Here is a 17,086-nt window from a genome sequence, read left to right as displayed (position 1 = left end):
CCTCTTTTATATAATAGAAGCGAGTTGAATTGCTCGTCAGGATTATGATGAGGAGGAAATTGAAATGAAAGTTATTAAAATTGCACCGCGCGGCTATTGTTATGGTGTAGTAGACGCAATGGTCATTGCACGAAACGCCGCTTTAGATAAATCATTGCCTCGACCAATCTATATCTTAGGAATGATTGTTCATAATAAACACGTTACAGATGCGTTTGAAGAGGACGGCATTATCACACTGGACGGTGCTAATCGCCTAGAAATCTTAGACCAAATAAATGAAGGAACCGTTATTTTTACTGCGCACGGAGTATCTCCAGAAGTAAAAGAACGAGCAAAAGAAAAAGGCTTAACAACAATCGATGCTACATGTCCGGATGTTACAAAAACCCATGACCTTATTCGCCAAAAAGAAAAAGAAGGTTATGACGTTATTTATATCGGAAAACGAAATCATCCTGAGCCAGAAGGTGCACTTGGTATCGCGCCAGATATCGTTCATTTAATTGAAAAAGCAGAAGACGTAGCCCATTTAAATATTCAACGTGAGAAAATCATTGTAACAAATCAAACAACAATGAGTCAGTGGGACGTTGCGGAAGTAATGGAAAAGGTAAAAGAAAAATATCCGCACGCTGAAGTTCACAAAGAAATTTGTTTAGCTACACAAGTTCGCCAAGAAGCTGTAGCCGAGCAAGCAGGTGAAGCAGATGTTACAATTGTTGTAGGAGATCCTAAAAGTAACAATTCAAACCGTTTAGCTCAAGTATCAATGGAGATTGCCGGCACTGAGGCATATCGTATCGGTGACATCTCAGAGCTGCAGATTGAATGGTTGATGAATGCGAAAACCGTAGCTGTTACGGCAGGCGCATCTACCCCTACTCCAATCACAAAAGAGGTCATCAATTTTCTAGATCAGTTCGATCCAGAAGATGAAACAACGTGGACACGTGAAAAAAGCGTGCCTCTTTCAAAGATTTTACCAAAAGTTCGAACAAAAAAATCGTCTTAATAGACACAAAAGAAGGTGTTGACATTTTTCAACACCTTCTTTCTTTGTTACATAAACGTAAATGGGTTTGTGTCTACTTTTGAATCAAATACTTCACACTCAAAGTTTTTTGCATCAAAAAGATTGTTTAATACACGCGTTACACCTTGTCTCATGACTTTTTCAACATGATGACCAGGATCTACAACGTTTAATCCCATTGCCATTGCATCATGCGCCACGTGGAAATACAAATCCCCTGTTACATAGGCATCTGCTCCGCTAAATTTTGCGTTTGTAATATATTTGTTTCCATCTCCGCCAAGAACAGCTACTTTTTTCACCGTGGCATCCATAGACCCTACTACTCTAACACCATCCACATCCAATGCTTGTTTAACATGAGCGGCAAACTGTTTTAACGTCATCTCTTCTTTTAACTTACCAATTCGTCCAAGTCCAAGCGTCTCGCCCGTTTGTTCCACTGGATAAATGTCATAGGCTACTTCTTCGTAAGGATGAGCACTGAGCATGGCGCGAATAATTTTATTTTGCTGAACCGCTTCAAAAATAGTTTCAACTTTTGTTTCATTGACACATTCTAACTCTTCTTTTGAACCAATGTATGGATTGGCTTCTGAAGAAGGTTTAAATGTGCCTTCCCCTTCAGTTGAAAACGTACAGTCGCTGTAAAGACCCACATGTCCAGCTCCCGCATCACAAATAGCTGTGCGCACTGCTTCAGCATGATTTGAAGGAACAAATACAGCAAGCTTTTTCAGCTGAATAGACGTTGTTGGAACCAGCACTTTTGTCTCTTGTAGCCCCAATGCTTCGGCCAACAAGTCATTTACTCCGCCTTTAGCTATATCTAAGTTTGTATGAGCAGCATATACAGCAATATCATGTTTGATGCATTTCTCTAAAATACGCCCTTCAGGACGATCTGTAACCACTTGTTTTAGAGGTCTAAAAATAGGAGGATGATGAGCAATAATCAAATCCACTTGTTTTTCAATCGCTTCGTCTACGACCGTTTCAAGAACATCTAACGTTACCATTACTTTTTTTACAGGCTTGTTTAACGTTCCAATCTGTAAACCAATTTTATCTCCTTCAACCGCTAAATGCTTGGGAGAAAATGATTCAAATGCTTCAATTACTTGAAATCCGTTAGGGATTTTACTCATTTTAACGCCTCCTCAATTAATGAGATGTCTTGGGTAAGCTTTTGAAGTTTTGCTTTGCTTTCCTCGGACTGAGCCTGCTCCATTTGGCTGACAATTTGTTTAAGATGATTTAGTTCATGCGTCCACTTTGTTATAAAAGCAAAAGAGCGCTTTTCTTTTAAAATAGGGCCCATTAACACACCGGCTTCCACTTCACCGTTATAAGGAGCTAAGGCGTTTCCAGGTTCAGCGACGATGACTTCATACATACGACCGTCTTCTTCGATGATTTTTTCATCAATGATTTCCCAGTTGTGTTCAATCAGCCAGCTGCGAATATGATGTGAACCAATATTCGGCTGAAGTACAAGCCTTTTTACTCCTTCTAACTTTTCTTTTCCTTCTTCTAAAATCATCGTAATAAGCGTTCCGCCCATTCCGCAGATTGTAATACAGTCTACTTCATTCGGTGATATTACTTCTAGGCCGTTTCCTTTTCGAACGTCAATAACGTCCGTTAAGCTTGTTTTTTTCACCTGCTGAATAGCAGATTGAAGAGGCCCTTCTGTAATTTCTCCTGCTACGGCACCGCTAATATATCCATTTAAATAAGCAAAACACGGCAAGTATGCATGATCTGAGCCAATGTCTGCTATCTTTGCTCCCAAAGGAATCGATTTTACTACTTCTTCAAGTCTTGTTGATAAGTTTAATTCATTCATTTTGTCACCTATTCTCTATGTGATTACTGTTCATTATTTTAACATAGATAGCTGCATGATTCCTATTTCTCTTCATGTTTTCCTTTTAGCTGAATGCTTATAAAAAATCACAAAAAAAAAGCCTGCTTTATAAATGAGCGGCTTTCCAGAAAATCATGTTTCTGAACTCTATTTAATTTCTGATACCCATTTAGCCATTTCCTTCGCTTTTTCCGGAGGAACCAGTCCAGGCGGCATGTTTCCTTTACCGTTTACAACAATATCTGCAATTTCGTCTTGAGAAACTTTTTTCCCAATTCCTTTTAACGAAGGACCTACTCCACCTTGATACTGATCACCGTGACAACCAATACAAGTTTTTTGATAAATTTCTTCTGGTTTAGCTGAAGCCTGCTGTTCCGCGCCACCGCCTTCTTTTTCAGCCGCGATTTCTTTTGCATTATTCAATCCGTTGAACGAAAGCGTTAACATTAAAGCAATCCCAATTACCGCAATTAATAAAAATGGTATTAGCGGATTTCGCTTCACTCACTATACCCCCTTTATGTATTCCCATCCCTAGAAATAACAAAATAGTATAAGCACTTTTATTTTACTTGAAAATGCTCATAAGTGAAAGGGTTTTATTTACATAATTAACTAATTTCTTATTGCGTATCTTAACAGCCAATTTGCCTTGCAATAACCGAGCGCTGAATTTCTGAAGTTCCTTCTCCAATTTCTAAAAGCTTGGCATCTCGTAAATACCGCTCCACGTGATACTCTTTCATGTAGCCATATCCTCCATGAATTTGAACAGCTTGACTGGCTACTTCCATACAAATTTCAGAAGCATACAGTTTACACATAGCAGCTTCTTTCGTAAATGGCTTTCCTTGGTCTTTTAACCACGCTGCTTTATACACCATATTTCTTGCTAACTCAATTTTCATCGCCATATCAGCTAATTTAAACTGAATCGCTTGAAACGATGAAATAGCTTTTCCAAATTGCTTTCTTTCCTGCGCATATGACAGTGCTTTTTCATAAGCCGCTTGAGCGATTCCAACGGCCATTGCGCCAATTCCAATTCTTCCCCCGTCAAGCGTCATTAGAAATTGTTTAAAGCCTTCTCCTCTTACACCGAGTAAATTCTCTTCAGGCACTTCAACATCCTCTAAAACGAGTTCAGTTGTATTTGAAGCATGTAGACCCATTTTCTCGTAATTGTCTATTACAGTAAAACCTCGAGCTTCTGTAGGCACGATAATAGCTGAAATTTCTTTTTTACCTTCTGTACGATTTGTAACAGCTGTTAAAGCTAAAAACTTTGCATAGCTGGCATTCGTAATATAGCATTTACTTCCATTAATCCTAAATGTTCCATCCTTCAACACTGCTTCTGTCTCTGTTCCCCCCGCGTCACTTCCTGCGTTCGGTTCGGTTAAACCAAACGCTCCAAAAGATTCCCCGGAGCATAAAGCAGGTAGGTACTGTTCTTTTTGCTCCTTTGTTCCGAATAAATAAATAGGTGCGCCCCCGAGCGAAACATGAGCTGAGTATGTAATTCCTGTAGAGCCACAAGCTTTACTTAATTCCTCTACGACGATAGCAAAACTAACCGTATCTGCTCCTCCGCCTCCATACTCTTCAGGAAAAGGAAGACCCATTATCCCAAGCTCACTTAACTTTTTAAAAACATCAAGCGGAAATTGCTTACTTCGATCGCGCTCTAATGCATTCGGTGCTACTTCCGCCTCTGAAAACTCTCTCAGCGTCCGTTGAATCATCTTTTGTTCATTGGTTAATTCAAAATTCATTTTTATTCCCCCTAAAAAAATGTATACGCTTACATTATTTAATTATAATTCATTTTTGTAAATTTTCTCAACTTTTAAAACGTTTTAATTTTTTCATGTTATAATAGAGAAGTACCAATCAAAGCAAGAATAAAATGATAGCGATTCCATTTTTCGGATGTTTAAAAGGAATTTGAACAGCTTATGCTCTGTAACAAAAGAATATAAAGGAGCATTTGCAAAACGAAGGACAATTCAGTAAAATATATAAAAGAAGAAAAGTTGGTAAAAAAATCAATATACTTCTTCAAAATGCGTTTTTATGAAATTTATTCCATAAAAAATAGATAGCCCCTTTCCTCTAGGAAAGAAGCTATCTCATAAGCGTTATTTACGCTTTTATCTATTCTAAGAAATCTTTTAAACGTTTGCTTCGGCTAGGGTGACGAAGCTTACGAAGCGCTTTAGCTTCAATTTGACGAATACGCTCACGCGTTACGCCAAATACTTTTCCTACTTCTTCAAGCGTACGCGTACGTCCATCGTCCAGACCAAAGCGGAGTCTAAGAACATTTTCTTCGCGATCTGTTAACGTATCAAGGACGTCTTCTAACTGCTCTTTTAATAATTCATATGCAGCATGTTCAGAAGGTGATGTTGCATCCTGGTCTTCAATAAAGTCACCTAAATGCGAATCATCTTCCTCACCAATTGGTGTTTCAAGGGAAACCGGTTCTTGAGCAATTTTTAAGATTTCACGAACTTTTTCTGGTGTTAAGTCCATATCTTCTGCAATTTCTTCAGGAGATGGTTCGCGACCTAAATCTTGTAAAAGCTGACGTTGAACACGAATTAGCTTGTTAATCGTTTCAACCATATGGACGGGAATACGAATCGTTCTTGCTTGGTCAGCAATTGCACGAGTAATAGCTTGACGAATCCACCATGTCGCATACGTACTGAATTTATAACCTTTGCGATAATCAAATTTTTCTACCGCTTTAATAAGACCCATGTTTCCTTCTTGAATTAAATCAAGAAACAGCATACCGCGCCCGACATAGCGTTTAGCGATACTTACAACAAGACGTAAGTTTGCTTCAGCAAGACGACGTTTCGCTTCTTCATCGCCTTCTTCAATACGTTTTGCTAAATTGATTTCTTCCTCTGCTGACAATAAGTCAACGCGTCCGATTTCTTTTAAGTACATACGAACTGGATCATTAATTTTTACACCAGGAGGTACACTTAAATCATTTAAATCAAACTCTTCTTCTTTTGACAGTTCTTGAATATCGGGATCGGCATCGTCATCATTTGCTTCAGATTCACTCATTACTTCAACACCTTGTTCTCCAAGGTATTCATAATATTCATCCATTTGATCGGATTCAATTTCGAAGTTTGCCATACGCTCTGCAATTTCTTCGTATGTGAGCACACCACGTTTTTTTCCGATTTCGGTCAATTGATCTTTTACTTGTTCAATTGTTAAATCTGAATCAAGTTGTTTTGATTGAGCTGATTTTTCAGCCATCAGATCCCCTCCTTCCAAAATTTTAAGGAAAACCTTCTAAAAGTGGGACTAATACGCAATATCGTTTATTTTAACGTTTTTTTCAACTGTAAAATTTCCATTGCTATTGTCGCAGCTTTTAAATAATCTTTTTGACGCTCTGCTTCTTGCTTTTCTGCTTCTTTTTTTTCTATCGCTAACCTTTGTGGGTAAATCAATATCGTTTGGACATAATCATTCAAAGCTTGCTCCGACAATTCATCATTGATTGACATCATCGCCAATTCTGAAGCTAGACTAGACAACGAAGACTCGGGCAACCGTTCGATAAATCCGCTCGGATTAGGCTCGTGTCCTTCCTCGTAATAAGCATACAAATATAGAACAAGCGCACGATGTTCCTCAACATTGAACTGACCTTGAAGTCGGTCTTGAATTCTAAATGCTACATCCTTATCTTTCAACATATGAGCGATCAAAAAACGTTCTGCATTTTGATAAGCCGGTAATAAGCTTCTCTTTACGACTGGTTGTCTATTTATATTATTTCGATTTGGAGAATCATTATCCTTTTTCTTTTTTTCAGTTCGATACACTTGATACTGCTGTTCTTTAAGCGCATCTAATGAAATGGAAAACTCTTGTGCCAATTGGCGTAAATAATGATCTCGCTCTACAGCTTTCGTAAGGAGGCTTATTTCTTTCAAAACGTCTTCAATGTATTGCATACGTTCAGATTCATTTTGTAGATTTCGTTTTCGGCGGAGATACCTCATTTGAAATGCCATAAAGGTCAAGCTGCTATTAATAACATCATTTTGAAACTTCTCTGCCCCGTATTCTTTAATATAATCATCCGGGTCATAACCATCCGGCATCACAGCAATCTTAACGGTACAACCTACATTTGTTAAGATAGCAGTTGCTTTGTGCGCTGCTTCAATTCCGGCAGAATCTGCATCATAGCAAATGATAACGGACTCTACATTTCGGCGAATAATCTTGGCTTGTTCTTCTGTTAAGGCAGTTCCCATTGTTGCGATTGCGTTCGGGCACCCCGCTTTAACAGCCGAAATAACATCTGCAAATCCTTCAAATAAAATAACCTGCTGATTTTTGCGTATATGTTTTTTAGCGCGGTGAAAGTTGTAGAGTGTGCGACTTTTGTTAAAAATAGAAGTTTCGGGACTATTTAAATATTTAGGCTGCCCTTTTATCTCTTTTAGCAGGCGCCCTGAAAATGCAATTGTTTTGCCTTGCAAGTCAGCAATAGGAAACATAATTCGATCACGAAAACGATCAAAGTACGTTTCATCTTGGTTGCGTTTAATGATTAAACCTGCATGTTCCATCTCTTGCGGATTAAACCCACGTTTTGTTAAGAACTTACTTACAAATTCCCACGAATCTAAAGCAAAACCTATCTCAAATTCATCGATAATTTCTCGTGAAAACCCTCGATTTATTAAATAATCATAAGCATCTTGGCCTTCTTTTGTATTTACCAATAAATGATGGTAAAATTTCTTTAAAAGCTCGTGTGCTTCAATCATTTTATTGCTAGGCTTTTGATTATCTTCTTCATGAGGATGTATCTCATGTTCGAAAGGAATATCCCCTTTTTCAGCAAGCTGCTGAGCTGCTTCCGTGAAGGACAGTCCTTCTAATTCCATTATGAATGAAAATGAATTCCCTCCTGCACCACATCCAAAGCAATGATAAATTTGTTTATCAGGCGATACTGAAAAAGACGGTGTGCTTTCCCCATGAAACGGACAGAGTCCAAAATAATTGCGCCCTTGTTTTTTTAGTTGTACATAATCGCTTATGACGTCGACAATATCTACTGAATGCCGAATACGGTCGATTACTTCATCAGGAATTCGATTTGCCATAGTAACAGCTCCGTATTTCATATAATATTCTTCACTAAGTGCTAAATTCCTGCAAGTTTCGACAACATTTTTTCAAAAGCTTGAATGAAATGCTGGCGATCTTCTTCACTAAATGCCTTTGGGCCTTTAGTATGACGGCCTGACCGTCGCTCTTTTGCAGAAACATAACGAAAGAAAAGCACCGTATTCATTTCGTCGTCATTATAGTACTTTCCACGAGGAGACAGTGCGTAAACCCCTCGACTTACTAACATGCTTGCTAAGCCAGTATCTTGAGTTACTACAATATCCTGCTTGACTGCGTGATTTAAAATATATAAATCTGCGGCTTCCTTTTCTGCATCCACATAGACCCATTTTCCTGGTGTAGGATTTGTTTGCATGTGAGCATAGGAAGCAACAAACACAAGATCGATGTCATATGTATGTGTAAGTTCAACGATTTCTGCTTTAACAGGGCATGCATCAGCATCGACAAAAACTTTACTTTTTCTTTTGCTATAACTCTGTATTCTACATCCCTCCAGAGATTCCTTCTAACAATTTGTTATTTCCTGTAGATGGCATTTGTCGAATACTTTTTTCGATTTTGACTTGACTTTTATATAAATAGTTTATTCGTTCTTAACAAAGTCTAAACCTAAAACTATTCTTTTTTATCACAATTTTTTATTATAATATAAACAACCTATATTTTCTATACCAAAGTCACTTGTTTTTAAAAGTTCTGTCATATTCATCTTTGGGATATTTTCTTAGGCTTACAGCACACAAACATAAGAAAGCAATCTCCTTTATGTCACGCACAGAGGAGATCTATCGTTTATTTATTTCTTTTTGATGGTATTAAGAATGATACCAGCTGTTTCTTCTACGGCTCTGTTGGATACGTCCACCACTTCACAGCCAATCTTATCTACAATCCCTTGGAAAAATTCAAGTTCTTCTTTAATACGGCCAATATTAGCATAAATTGCTTTATCGTTTAGCCCAAGAGACTTTAAACGCTCTTTACGAATATCGTTTAACTTTTCAGGACTAATAGTAAGTCCTATACATTTCTCAGGTGATACGTGAAACAGCTCTTCTGGTGGATCTACCTCAGGTACAATTGGAACATTGGCTACTTTCAAACGCTTGTGTGCTAAAAATTGAGAAAGAGGTGTTTTAGATGTTCTTGATACACCGATTAATACAATATCCGCTCTAAGAATGCCTCTCGGGTCACGCCCATCATCATATTTCACTGCAAATTCAATTGCTTCTACTTTCTTAAAATAATCTTCGTCTAATTTTCTAGCCATTCCAGGCTCATAGCGAGGAGAAAGTTGATAAGAAGATTGAATTTTATCAATTAAAGGTCCAATAATATCAAATACCTCTACCCCGTTCTTGGACGCTTCTTGAATTAAAAATTCTCTCATTTCAGGCTTTACTAGCGTAAAGCCAATAATAGCGTTGTTCATCTTCGCTACTGAAACCACTTCTGAAAGTGTTGCGATGTCCTCTACGTAAGGTACTCTTTTAATTACAAAGTCCGTCATATTGAACTGACTTGATGCAGCCTTTACAACTAGTTCAGCCGTCTCACCTACAGAATCCGAAATGACATAAAGACATGGGTTGTTCATATTTTGTGCATCCCCTTTTTAATCCTTTTTCACTTATAATACTTCATCATTTGCTAATGCTACTAGTAATTTTGTAATATTTGTTTTGGTAATGCGTCCCACCACTTCAAAATTGCCGTCCCCCTCTTTAATAACGGGCATAGCATCAATCTGTTTTTCAATTAAGATCTTAGCAATATCAATTAACAAATCTTCGCGATAGCAATATGTAATGTTGGGCATTCTCGTCATGATAATATGAACAGGAATAGATGTGAGCTCTTGCTTTCCGATACTCGCGCGCAATAAATCTTTACGCGACAGTACTCCCACCAGCTGGGATTTCTCATCCACTACAAAAAGGGTCCCCACGTCTTCTAGAAACATTGTACAAATAGCATCATATACCGACACATTTTCGTTCACAACCACCGGGATAGACTGATATTCTTGCACCTGTATTTTTTTTATTTTATCTGTAAGAAGCTGTGCTCCTGTTTTACCTGTGTAAAAGTAACCTACGCGCGGTCGCGCTTCTAAATAACCAGCCATTGTTAAAATAGCCAAGTCCGGTCTTAGCGTTGCCCGCGTAAGGCTAAGCTGATCTGCAATATGCTCGCCTGTAATAGGGCCTTCGTCTTTGACAATTTGCAAAATTTGTTCTTGTCGTTTGTTCAGTTCGATTGTACTCACCACCTAATCATTAAATGTGACATACTATTTATAAAACATTATATACTTTTTAAGCAAAAGTAAAAGCTATAACTTATTAATTTTAGCATTTTATCTTTTTAGAATGCCGTTTATTTTACCACGGCTTCTCAAAAAAAGCAGGCATTACGCTTATAATAAGTGAAGCTACCTCTTCGCTCCACAGTAAAAAGGGTGTCCTCTACACACTACGAGGCACCCTAGCGACAGCAATTCCTTGCATATCACTGATTATCTTTTCTATTTCTCATCAGAGAGCGATTGTTTTAAAGACTCCATCTGATTCAAAAAACGCTTTGTTTTTAAAAACAATCCTGAATATTCTTCGTAATATTGATCAATTACAAACTTTAATTGTTTTTTTGTTTCAGGCTTAACAGAAATAGAACCTAACCGCTTTAAATCAATATAATAAAATAGCCTTAATAGTTTAACCGTCATCGGACTAATTTTCAAATGATAAGGATCTTTTTCTAAGCATCGATGACAAATAAACCCGCCTTCTCGAATGGAAAAATGAAATGTTCCTTCACCTTGGTGGCAGACTGCACATTCATTTAATGTAGGATGAAGACCTAGAACGTTTAACATTTTCATTTCATAAATAAAAGTTAAGATCTCTGCATCATACTCTTCGTTCATATAATGAATGGTTTGGTGCAGCAGCTCAAAAAGAAATGGATTTGGTTTATTGTTCTCAGTAGCTTTATCCGTTAATTCAAGAATATAAGAAGCATACGCTGTTGTGAAGATATCTTCGCGTATGCTTCTCATAGATGAGATAACTTCTCCTTGATGGAGAGTGCCCATTCCTGAACCTGCTTGTATAAAAAAGTATCCATACGTAAATAATTGTGTGACAGAAGCCAAGCGACTACTAGGCTTTTTTGCCCCTCTTGCCATGAGACCCACTTTTCCGAGTTCACGTGAATAAATGGTGACAATTTTATTTGATTCACCGTAATCATTCGTTCGAATGACAATTCCTTCACACTTTTTAAACAATCATCATCACCGCCATCTTACAGAAGGCTAAGACAAGGGAGAATTGAGACTTTCGCTGTTGTCCTCATATGTTTCGGGTCTTTCTTTCACTTCATTTTCAAGTTCCTTAAAAATGAGATAAGTATCAATGCTACCTGTTTGTGAAAAAATGTTCCAAGTAAAATTCAACATAGAACTCCCACCTTTCTAACCATAAAGATCAGATACATATTTCAATTCCTTATGTTTAGAATAGCCTTCCGACGTAAAATCATGTAACACAATTTTTTACAAATTACCTTCTTTTATGAAGGGATATAAATCAATGCAAACAAGAACTCAAATGATTAATATTCGTCTTCTCTAAATCCAAAGTCACGGAGATGCGACGCTCGGTTTCGCCAATCTTTTTGCACTTTTACCCATAGTTCTAAAAATACTTTTGAACCTAAAAGGGCTTCAATGTCTGCTCTTGCTTTTCTTCCTACCTCTTTTAACATCTTTCCTTGCTTTCCAATTACGATGCCTTTTTGTGAATCTCTTTCGACGATAATTGTAGCGCCCACGTAAACAGCACCATTATCTCGTCTTTGCATAGAATCCATCACAACGGCAATAGAATGAGGTATTTCTTCCCTCGTTGCATGCAGTACTTTTTCACGAATTAATTCCGTAATAATAAAGCGCTCTGGGTGATCAGTTACTTGATCTGCCGGATAATATTGCGGACCTTCCGGCAATCGCTGCTTAATTTGATCAAGCAAACGCTCCACGTTATTTCCTTGTAAAGCTGAAATTGGCACAATTTCAGCAAAAGGATATAAGTCTTTATAATTCGTGATAATTGAAAACAATTCGTCTGGATGAATTTCATCAATTTTATTAATCACAAGGAAAACAGGCGTTTTTGTGTCCTTTAAACGCTCGATAATAAATTCATCGCCTCGACCTAAGCCTTCTGTTGCGTTAATCATAAATAAAATTAAATCTACTTCTTTAAGCGTATTTTGCGCTACCTTCATCATAAAGTCGCCTAATTTATGCTTTGGTTTATGAATTCCTGGTGTATCAATAAACACAATCTGCGCCTGATCTTCCGTGTACACACCCTGAATTTTATTTCTAGTTGTTTGCGGTTTGTCACTCATAATCGCAATCTTTTGACCAATTACTCGGTTCAAAAAAGTTGATTTCCCTACGTTTGGTCTTCCAATAATTGAAACAAAACCTGACTTAAATTCATTATTACTCATGTAAATCCTCCGATGAAAATGCTCCTGGAAGTAATTCTTCCACAGTTAATTCTTGTATGTCATTTTTAAAATTGGTTAATATAACTTTCATTTCTTTTGGACAAAGCTCAGAGATTACTTGTCTGCATGCTCCACACGGAGAAACAGGACGATCAGTATCAGCTACTACAGCAAGTGCTGCATACTCTTTATCACCTTCTGAATAGGCTTTAAATAAAGCCGTACGCTCAGCGCAATTGCACATGCTATAAGCTGCATTTTCAATATTGCAGCCGCGATAAACCTTTCCATCTTTCGTCAATAAAGCTGCACCAACTTTAAATTTTGAATACGGTACATAAGCCATTTCACGAGCTTTTTTCGCCTCATCAATCAGTCCGGTCTTATCCATTTATCCGCTCTCCTTTTGCCCTTCTACATGTCTTTTAACTTGTCCTTTTTTATTATACCACGGGGGTGTAAAGAACCAAAAAGAATCCTTTTTAAAACAAATACTTTAAGAAAATAATTCCTCCTATAAGGACAGCAAAACACGCATAGACCAACACCGCGGCTGCGGCTGCATCTTTTGCGTGTTTTGCTAGTATGTGATATTCAGGAGAAACTAAATCGACAACTTTTTCAACCGCTGTATTCATTAACTCCAAGCTGAACATGCCTGCAATCAGAAGCAGCACAACCACCCATTCACCAGCTGTAATTGACAGCACGGCTCCTAAGAAAAGGACGATGAAAGAAGCTGCTACGTGAATTTGCATATTTCTCTGTGTTTTACAAACATAGATAAACCCTTCTATTGCATAACCAAAGCTACTGACAACTTTAGCTATCCCCTTTTTATCGCGAGAGTCCATATTGTTCTAAAATATCTTTTTGACGTGTAAACATCTCTTTTTCATCTTCTGATGTTTCATGGTCATATCCAAGCAAGTGCAAGAAACCGTGAACTGTTAAGAATCCTAGCTCCCTCATAAACGAGTGATTGTATTCTTCTGCTTGCTCATGAGCTTTTGGAATCGAAATGACAATGTCCCCTAGGACTCTTGGCATCTCATCTCCGATAATTTGCATTTCATCTTCGCCCATTTCTTCTAGCGCAAACGATATTACATCCGTTGGCTGATTTTTATGGCGGTATTGATGATTGATTTCTTGAATTCGATCATTATCCACAAATGTAACGGATACTTCTGCATCCTCTTGCAGATTTTCATATATAGCAGCGGCTTCAAGCAGCTTTTCAAGCTCTTTTTGCTGTTCTTCACTTACTTCGTTTGTTTCATCAATAAAATCAATAACTAAACTCATACCTTCACCTTCTCTTTTTTTATCTCTGGATATTCGATTCGGGAATGAAAAATCCCATTTAAAGTTTCACATAGTGCTTGGCGAATTAACTCTAGCTCTTTGAGCGTTACGTTACACTCGCTAAGCTGCTCGTCCTGCAAGCGATCTTTAATAATATTTCGCACCAAGTTCTCAATTTTTTCCGGAGTCGGATTGGACATTGACCTTACGGCTGCTTCTACACTATCAGCTATGCAAATAACCGCTGCTTCTTTCGACTGAGGCTTTGGTCCAGGATAGCGATATTCTTTTTCATCAATTTTTTCTTCTGTTTGTTCGAGTGCCTTATGATAGAAAAACTTAAGCAGAGTGGTTCCGTGATGCTGCTCTGCAATATCTACAATCTCTTTTGGAAACTTGTGATTCCGCAAAATGGTCGCTCCATCTGTAGCATGTGCGATTATAATATTTTTACTAGTCTTAGGACTTAGTTTATCATGCGGATTAGTAATATTCATTTGATTTTCAATAAAATACTGCGGTCGCTTCGTTTTACCAATATCGTGGTAATAAGCCCCGACTCTCGCTAATAAACCGTTAGCTCCTATCGTTTCGCACGCCGCTTCAGATAAGTTTGCCACCATTACGCTGTGATGGTATGTTCCAGGTGTTTCGGTTAAGATTTTGCGTAATAGCGGATGAGTAGGACTCGATAATTCAATCAGCTTCATCGTAGATAAAATGCCAAATCCACTTTCAAAAAACGGTAGCAAACCTATAGCTAAAACGGAAGCGATAACACCAGATGCAATTGACATCATGCTGTAATAGCCAAGCTCTACAGTGCCGATATGACCATTTTTAATAAAAATAATCGCAAAGCTGATAATTACGTTTACCATAGCCACAAATAGACCTGCCTGCAAAATCCGTGAACGTCTGTGCTGCCTGCTTAAAAATAAAATAGCAGCAATATTGCTAATTAAAAAGTAGATCCCAATGTTCATATTAAACGAGGTTGTTAATTCACCATTAAAAATAATACTTCCACAAATAGCAAATACAATGCTTGATAAAATAGCAATGCGTTCATCCATTAAAATTCGAATCAGCAAACCTCCCACCGCAACAGGAGCTAAGAAACCAATTTCTGATAAATCAATTTGCTGAAACAAGCTTAAGATTTTCATGAGGCCAATCGTAATGGTTGCTACTAATACATACAACAGCAAGGGCTGATATGTCTTGGTGTGAAATTCACGCAAATAGTAAATGAGGCCCGCTATCATCATTACAATCAGCAAAGCTAACCCCGCAAAAGGCTGAATAGATCCTTTATTATTCAACAATCCCGCGAGCTGGAGCTGACGATATATATCAGGATTAATAAGCTGATTTTCTTCTACGATAATCTGGCCTTGTTTGATTCGGACAGGCTCCACTTTTTCCACAGCTGCTTGACGGTTTTCAGCTGTTTTTTGTGGATCATAAATCACGTTTGGAATGATAGCGAATTTAGCAATTGCATTCATTGAATCCTTTAGAGAATTGCTGACATTGGTGTAAACAAGCTGACTTTCTACTTGATCTTTTTTCTCTTCTACATCGCTAATCTTCACTTGATCTTTCATCACATGATGAACGGCCGTGACTACAGCATCTTTCGCAATCGATAAATCACTGTTAGAAGACTGAAGCAGCTGCTTAATGGTATCCTTTGGCAAGTTTTTTTGAATGTCTTCAGGAAGCTTGTCCTCTAGCATTTTTTGTTTGGTTTTTAATACGGCATCGATACTGTCATCTTCATGATCTTCTTTTTCATATTCTGTATTAACTTCCATCATCGCATCAAAAATAGATGCAACAAGATCGACTTGGTTCTGTGCGTATTCTGTTTTTTGTGTATACACATCTTCAACGGCTTGTTCTGCCTCTGCCCGTTTTTTCTCTGTGCTCTCTTTATCTTCAATGGTAACGGGTGAGTAAATGGTTTGCGGAGAAATAGATAGTAATCTGAGATCTAATTCTTGCGGCTTTACATTGCTATACATAGACGCAAACATCATTACACCTAACAAGGCATATAACCCAATTTGAATTAACCGTAATCGCTCGATCTGTGCCATTGTTTGCTTGATTATCCGAAACGTTGACACAAACGTACCCCCTTTTACAAAAAATAGACCCTATTAAGAAAGGGTCTTTTGGTCAGCTTGTTCGTACGCTTGAACGATGCGTCCCACAAGTGGATGGCGCACAACATCTGACTGTTCTAGATGAACAAACGAAATACCTTTAACATTGGTCAGGATTTTCGAGACAGCCGCTAGACCAGACTGAGCTCCTTTTGGTAAATCAATTTGTGAAATATCTCCTGTAATCACCATTTTAGACCCAAATCCTAGTCGTGTTAAAAACATCTTCATTTGCGCCATCGTGGTGTTTTGCGCTTCGTCTAAGATAACAAACGCATCATCTAGTGTACGACCTCGCATATAAGCAAGAGGTGCTATTTCAATAACTCCGCGTTCGATTAGGCGTTGCGTATGTTCTGTTCCTAATACATCATGTAATGCATCATACAGAGGCCGCAAGTACGGATCTACTTTTTCTTTCAAATCTCCTGGCAAGAAGCCAAGACTTTCACCTGCTTCAACAGCAGGACGTGTTAAAATAATACGCTGCACGTGACCATTTTTAAGAGCATTAACGGCCATGACAACGGCTAAATACGTTTTACCAGTACCAGCAGGCCCAATTCCAAATACCAAATCATTTTTCTTAATAGCCGAAATGTATTGACTTTGTCCTAATGTCTTAACACGAATAGTCTTACCTTTTACATTTTTACCAATCTCTTCTTCATATACATCTTCAAAAAACTCGAGAGAATTTTTCTTAGCTAATTGAATCGCATACACAACATCTCGTTCAGATATGGAAATATTTTTCCGGATAATGTTCAGTAACTTTTTAAGCATTTCTTCCACTAGCTGAACATTTTCTGTACTTCCGGAGACTACAACAGTCTCACCTCTTGATATGATAGAGACCTGCATTTCTTCTTCAATTCGCTTTAAATTCGCATCTTGTACGCCAAATAATGAAATGGCTTCATTTGAATCATCAAGTTGTACGTTAATTGTTACTAGCTGTTCTGACATTCA

18 protein-coding genes are annotated in these 17,086 nt (G+C 37.9%); 1 reads left to right on the top strand and 17 read right to left on the bottom strand.

Translation table 11 applies throughout. The features are described 5' to 3' along the window. The first annotated feature begins 64 nt into the window (after nt 1–64). Nucleotides 65–1,015: a 4-hydroxy-3-methylbut-2-enyl diphosphate reductase gene (locus tag ACFX4W_RS09350; RefSeq protein ID WP_013059214.1), complete on the top strand. Its 951-nt coding sequence runs from the start codon at nt 65–67 to the stop codon at nt 1,013–1,015. Between the two features lie 47 nt (nt 1,016–1,062). Here ACFX4W_RS09350 and ACFX4W_RS09345 read toward each other — a convergent pair whose 3' ends face one another. From ACFX4W_RS09345 to ACFX4W_RS09265, 17 genes are all read right to left on the bottom strand, one after another. After that, nucleotides 1,063–2,184, bottom strand: a complete 1,122-nt coding sequence (locus ACFX4W_RS09345; protein WP_043976203.1) for a Nif3-like dinuclear metal center hexameric protein — start codon at nt 2,182–2,184, stop codon at nt 1,063–1,065. After that, on the bottom strand, nt 2,181–2,885 hold the full coding sequence (locus tag ACFX4W_RS09340) for a tRNA (adenine(22)-N(1))-methyltransferase (protein ID WP_043976201.1): 705 nt from the start codon (nt 2,883–2,885) through the stop codon (nt 2,181–2,183). The genes ACFX4W_RS09345 and ACFX4W_RS09340 overlap by 4 nt, the downstream gene beginning before the upstream one ends. Before the next feature lie 168 nt (nt 2,886–3,053). After that, nucleotides 3,054–3,413 carry a cytochrome c550 gene (gene cccA / locus ACFX4W_RS09335; protein ID WP_013059217.1) on the bottom strand — a complete coding sequence of 120 codons (360 nt, stop codon included), beginning with the start codon at nt 3,411–3,413 and terminating at the stop codon, nt 3,054–3,056. A 131-nt stretch (nt 3,414–3,544) separates the two neighbouring features. Beyond that, nucleotides 3,545–4,684: an acyl-CoA dehydrogenase family protein gene (locus tag ACFX4W_RS09330; RefSeq protein WP_043976200.1), complete on the bottom strand. Its 1,140-nt coding sequence runs from the start codon at nt 4,682–4,684 to the stop codon at nt 3,545–3,547. A gap of 382 nt (nt 4,685–5,066) precedes the next feature. Continuing rightward, nucleotides 5,067–6,200: an RNA polymerase sigma factor RpoD gene (rpoD, locus tag ACFX4W_RS09325; RefSeq protein ID WP_013059219.1), complete on the bottom strand. Its 1,134-nt coding sequence runs from the start codon at nt 6,198–6,200 to the stop codon at nt 5,067–5,069. A gap of 65 nt (nt 6,201–6,265) precedes the next feature. Continuing rightward, nucleotides 6,266–8,074, bottom strand: a complete 1,809-nt coding sequence (dnaG, locus tag ACFX4W_RS09320; protein ID WP_013085046.1) for a DNA primase — start codon at nt 8,072–8,074, stop codon at nt 6,266–6,268. A 41-nt stretch (nt 8,075–8,115) separates the two neighbouring features. Further along, nucleotides 8,116–8,586: a YaiI/YqxD family protein gene (locus ACFX4W_RS09315; RefSeq protein WP_026106699.1), complete on the bottom strand. Its 471-nt coding sequence runs from the start codon at nt 8,584–8,586 to the stop codon at nt 8,116–8,118. Between the two features lie 315 nt (nt 8,587–8,901). Further along, nucleotides 8,902–9,705, bottom strand: coding sequence for a pyruvate, water dikinase regulatory protein (locus ACFX4W_RS09310; RefSeq protein WP_013059222.1), 804 nt, complete (start codon nt 9,703–9,705; stop codon nt 8,902–8,904). A 33-nt stretch (nt 9,706–9,738) separates the two neighbouring features. Beyond that, a complete protein-coding gene (gene ccpN / locus ACFX4W_RS09305; protein ID WP_025750542.1) occupies nt 9,739–10,377 on the bottom strand; it encodes a transcriptional regulator CcpN in 639 nt (212 codons plus the stop codon). Between the two features lie 258 nt (nt 10,378–10,635). Continuing rightward, a complete protein-coding gene (gene recO / locus ACFX4W_RS09300; RefSeq protein ID WP_013059224.1) occupies nt 10,636–11,400 on the bottom strand; it encodes a DNA repair protein RecO in 765 nt (254 codons plus the stop codon). Between the two features lie 27 nt (nt 11,401–11,427). Then, complete coding sequence (locus ACFX4W_RS09295) at nt 11,428–11,571, bottom strand: YqzL family protein (RefSeq protein ID WP_014458193.1); 144 nt, start codon at nt 11,569–11,571, stop codon at nt 11,428–11,430. Nucleotides 11,572–11,726: 155 nt separating this feature from the next. Beyond that, a complete protein-coding gene (gene era, locus ACFX4W_RS09290; protein WP_013059225.1) occupies nt 11,727–12,632 on the bottom strand; it encodes a GTPase Era in 906 nt (301 codons plus the stop codon). Continuing rightward, complete coding sequence (locus ACFX4W_RS09285) at nt 12,625–13,023, bottom strand: cytidine deaminase (RefSeq protein ID WP_014458192.1); 399 nt, start codon at nt 13,021–13,023, stop codon at nt 12,625–12,627. Before ACFX4W_RS09285 ends, era begins: the two co-directional genes overlap by 8 nt. A 91-nt stretch (nt 13,024–13,114) precedes the next feature. Further along, nucleotides 13,115–13,486 (bottom strand): diacylglycerol kinase family protein, encoded by a 372-nt coding sequence (locus ACFX4W_RS09280; RefSeq protein WP_043976196.1) that lies wholly within the window; start codon nt 13,484–13,486, stop codon nt 13,115–13,117. Next, a complete protein-coding gene (gene ybeY / locus ACFX4W_RS09275) occupies nt 13,470–13,940 on the bottom strand; it encodes an rRNA maturation RNase YbeY (protein WP_025750544.1) in 471 nt (156 codons plus the stop codon). The genes ACFX4W_RS09280 and ybeY overlap by 17 nt, the downstream gene beginning before the upstream one ends. After that, nucleotides 13,937–16,045: an HD family phosphohydrolase gene (locus ACFX4W_RS09270; RefSeq protein ID WP_043976703.1), complete on the bottom strand. Its 2,109-nt coding sequence runs from the start codon at nt 16,043–16,045 to the stop codon at nt 13,937–13,939. The genes ybeY and ACFX4W_RS09270 overlap by 4 nt, the downstream gene beginning before the upstream one ends. 63 nt (nt 16,046–16,108) lie before the next feature. Continuing rightward, the gene (locus ACFX4W_RS09265) at nt 16,109–17,083 is read right to left on the bottom strand and encodes a PhoH family protein (RefSeq protein ID WP_043976192.1); all 975 of its coding nucleotides are present in this window, start codon (nt 17,081–17,083) and stop codon (nt 16,109–16,111) included. Nucleotides 17,084–17,086: the final 3 nt, after the last annotated feature.

Source organism: Priestia sp. YIM B13489 (assembly GCF_042787645.1).
Classification (GTDB): Bacteria; Bacillota; Bacilli; order Bacillales; family Bacillaceae_H; genus Priestia; species Priestia megaterium.
The sequence above is the reverse complement of the archived record's forward strand: the minus strand, read 5'-3'. Positions and strand labels throughout refer to the sequence as shown.

What these genes read in the sequence shown, in the direction of transcription:
- ACFX4W_RS09350 (WP_013059214.1), top strand. Translation starts at nt 65, where the DNA reads ATGAAAGTTATTAAAATTGCACCGCGCGGCTATTGTTATGGTGTAGTA.
- ACFX4W_RS09345 (WP_043976203.1), bottom strand. Translation starts at nt 2,184, where the DNA reads ATGAGTAAAATCCCTAACGGATTTCAAGTAATTGAAGCATTTGAATCA.
- ACFX4W_RS09340 (WP_043976201.1), bottom strand. Translation starts at nt 2,885, where the DNA reads ATGAATGAATTAAACTTATCAACAAGACTTGAAGAAGTAGTAAAATCG.
- ACFX4W_RS09330 (WP_043976200.1), bottom strand. Translation starts at nt 4,684, where the DNA reads ATGAATTTTGAATTAACCAATGAACAAAAGATGATTCAACGGACGCTG.
- rpoD (WP_013059219.1), bottom strand. Translation starts at nt 6,200, where the DNA reads ATGGCTGAAAAATCAGCTCAATCAAAACAACTTGATTCAGATTTAACA.
- dnaG (WP_013085046.1), bottom strand. Translation starts at nt 8,074, where the DNA reads ATGGCAAATCGAATTCCTGATGAAGTAATCGACCGTATTCGGCATTCA.
- ACFX4W_RS09310 (WP_013059222.1), bottom strand. Translation starts at nt 9,705, where the DNA reads ATGAACAACCCATGTCTTTATGTCATTTCGGATTCTGTAGGTGAGACG.
- ACFX4W_RS09295 (WP_014458193.1), bottom strand. Translation starts at nt 11,571, where the DNA reads ATGTTGAATTTTACTTGGAACATTTTTTCACAAACAGGTAGCATTGAT.
- era (WP_013059225.1), bottom strand. Translation starts at nt 12,632, where the DNA reads ATGAGTAATAATGAATTTAAGTCAGGTTTTGTTTCAATTATTGGAAGA.
- ACFX4W_RS09285 (WP_014458192.1), bottom strand. Translation starts at nt 13,023, where the DNA reads ATGGATAAGACCGGACTGATTGATGAGGCGAAAAAAGCTCGTGAAATG.
- ACFX4W_RS09280 (WP_043976196.1), bottom strand. Translation starts at nt 13,486, where the DNA reads ATGGACTCTCGCGATAAAAAGGGGATAGCTAAAGTTGTCAGTAGCTTT.
- ybeY (WP_025750544.1), bottom strand. Translation starts at nt 13,940, where the DNA reads ATGAGTTTAGTTATTGATTTTATTGATGAAACAAACGAAGTAAGTGAA.
- ACFX4W_RS09270 (WP_043976703.1), bottom strand. Translation starts at nt 16,045, where the DNA reads ATGGCACAGATCGAGCGATTACGGTTAATTCAAATTGGGTTATATGCC.
- ACFX4W_RS09265 (WP_043976192.1), bottom strand. Translation starts at nt 17,083, where the DNA reads ATGTCAGAACAGCTAGTAACAATTAACGTACAACTTGATGATTCAAAT.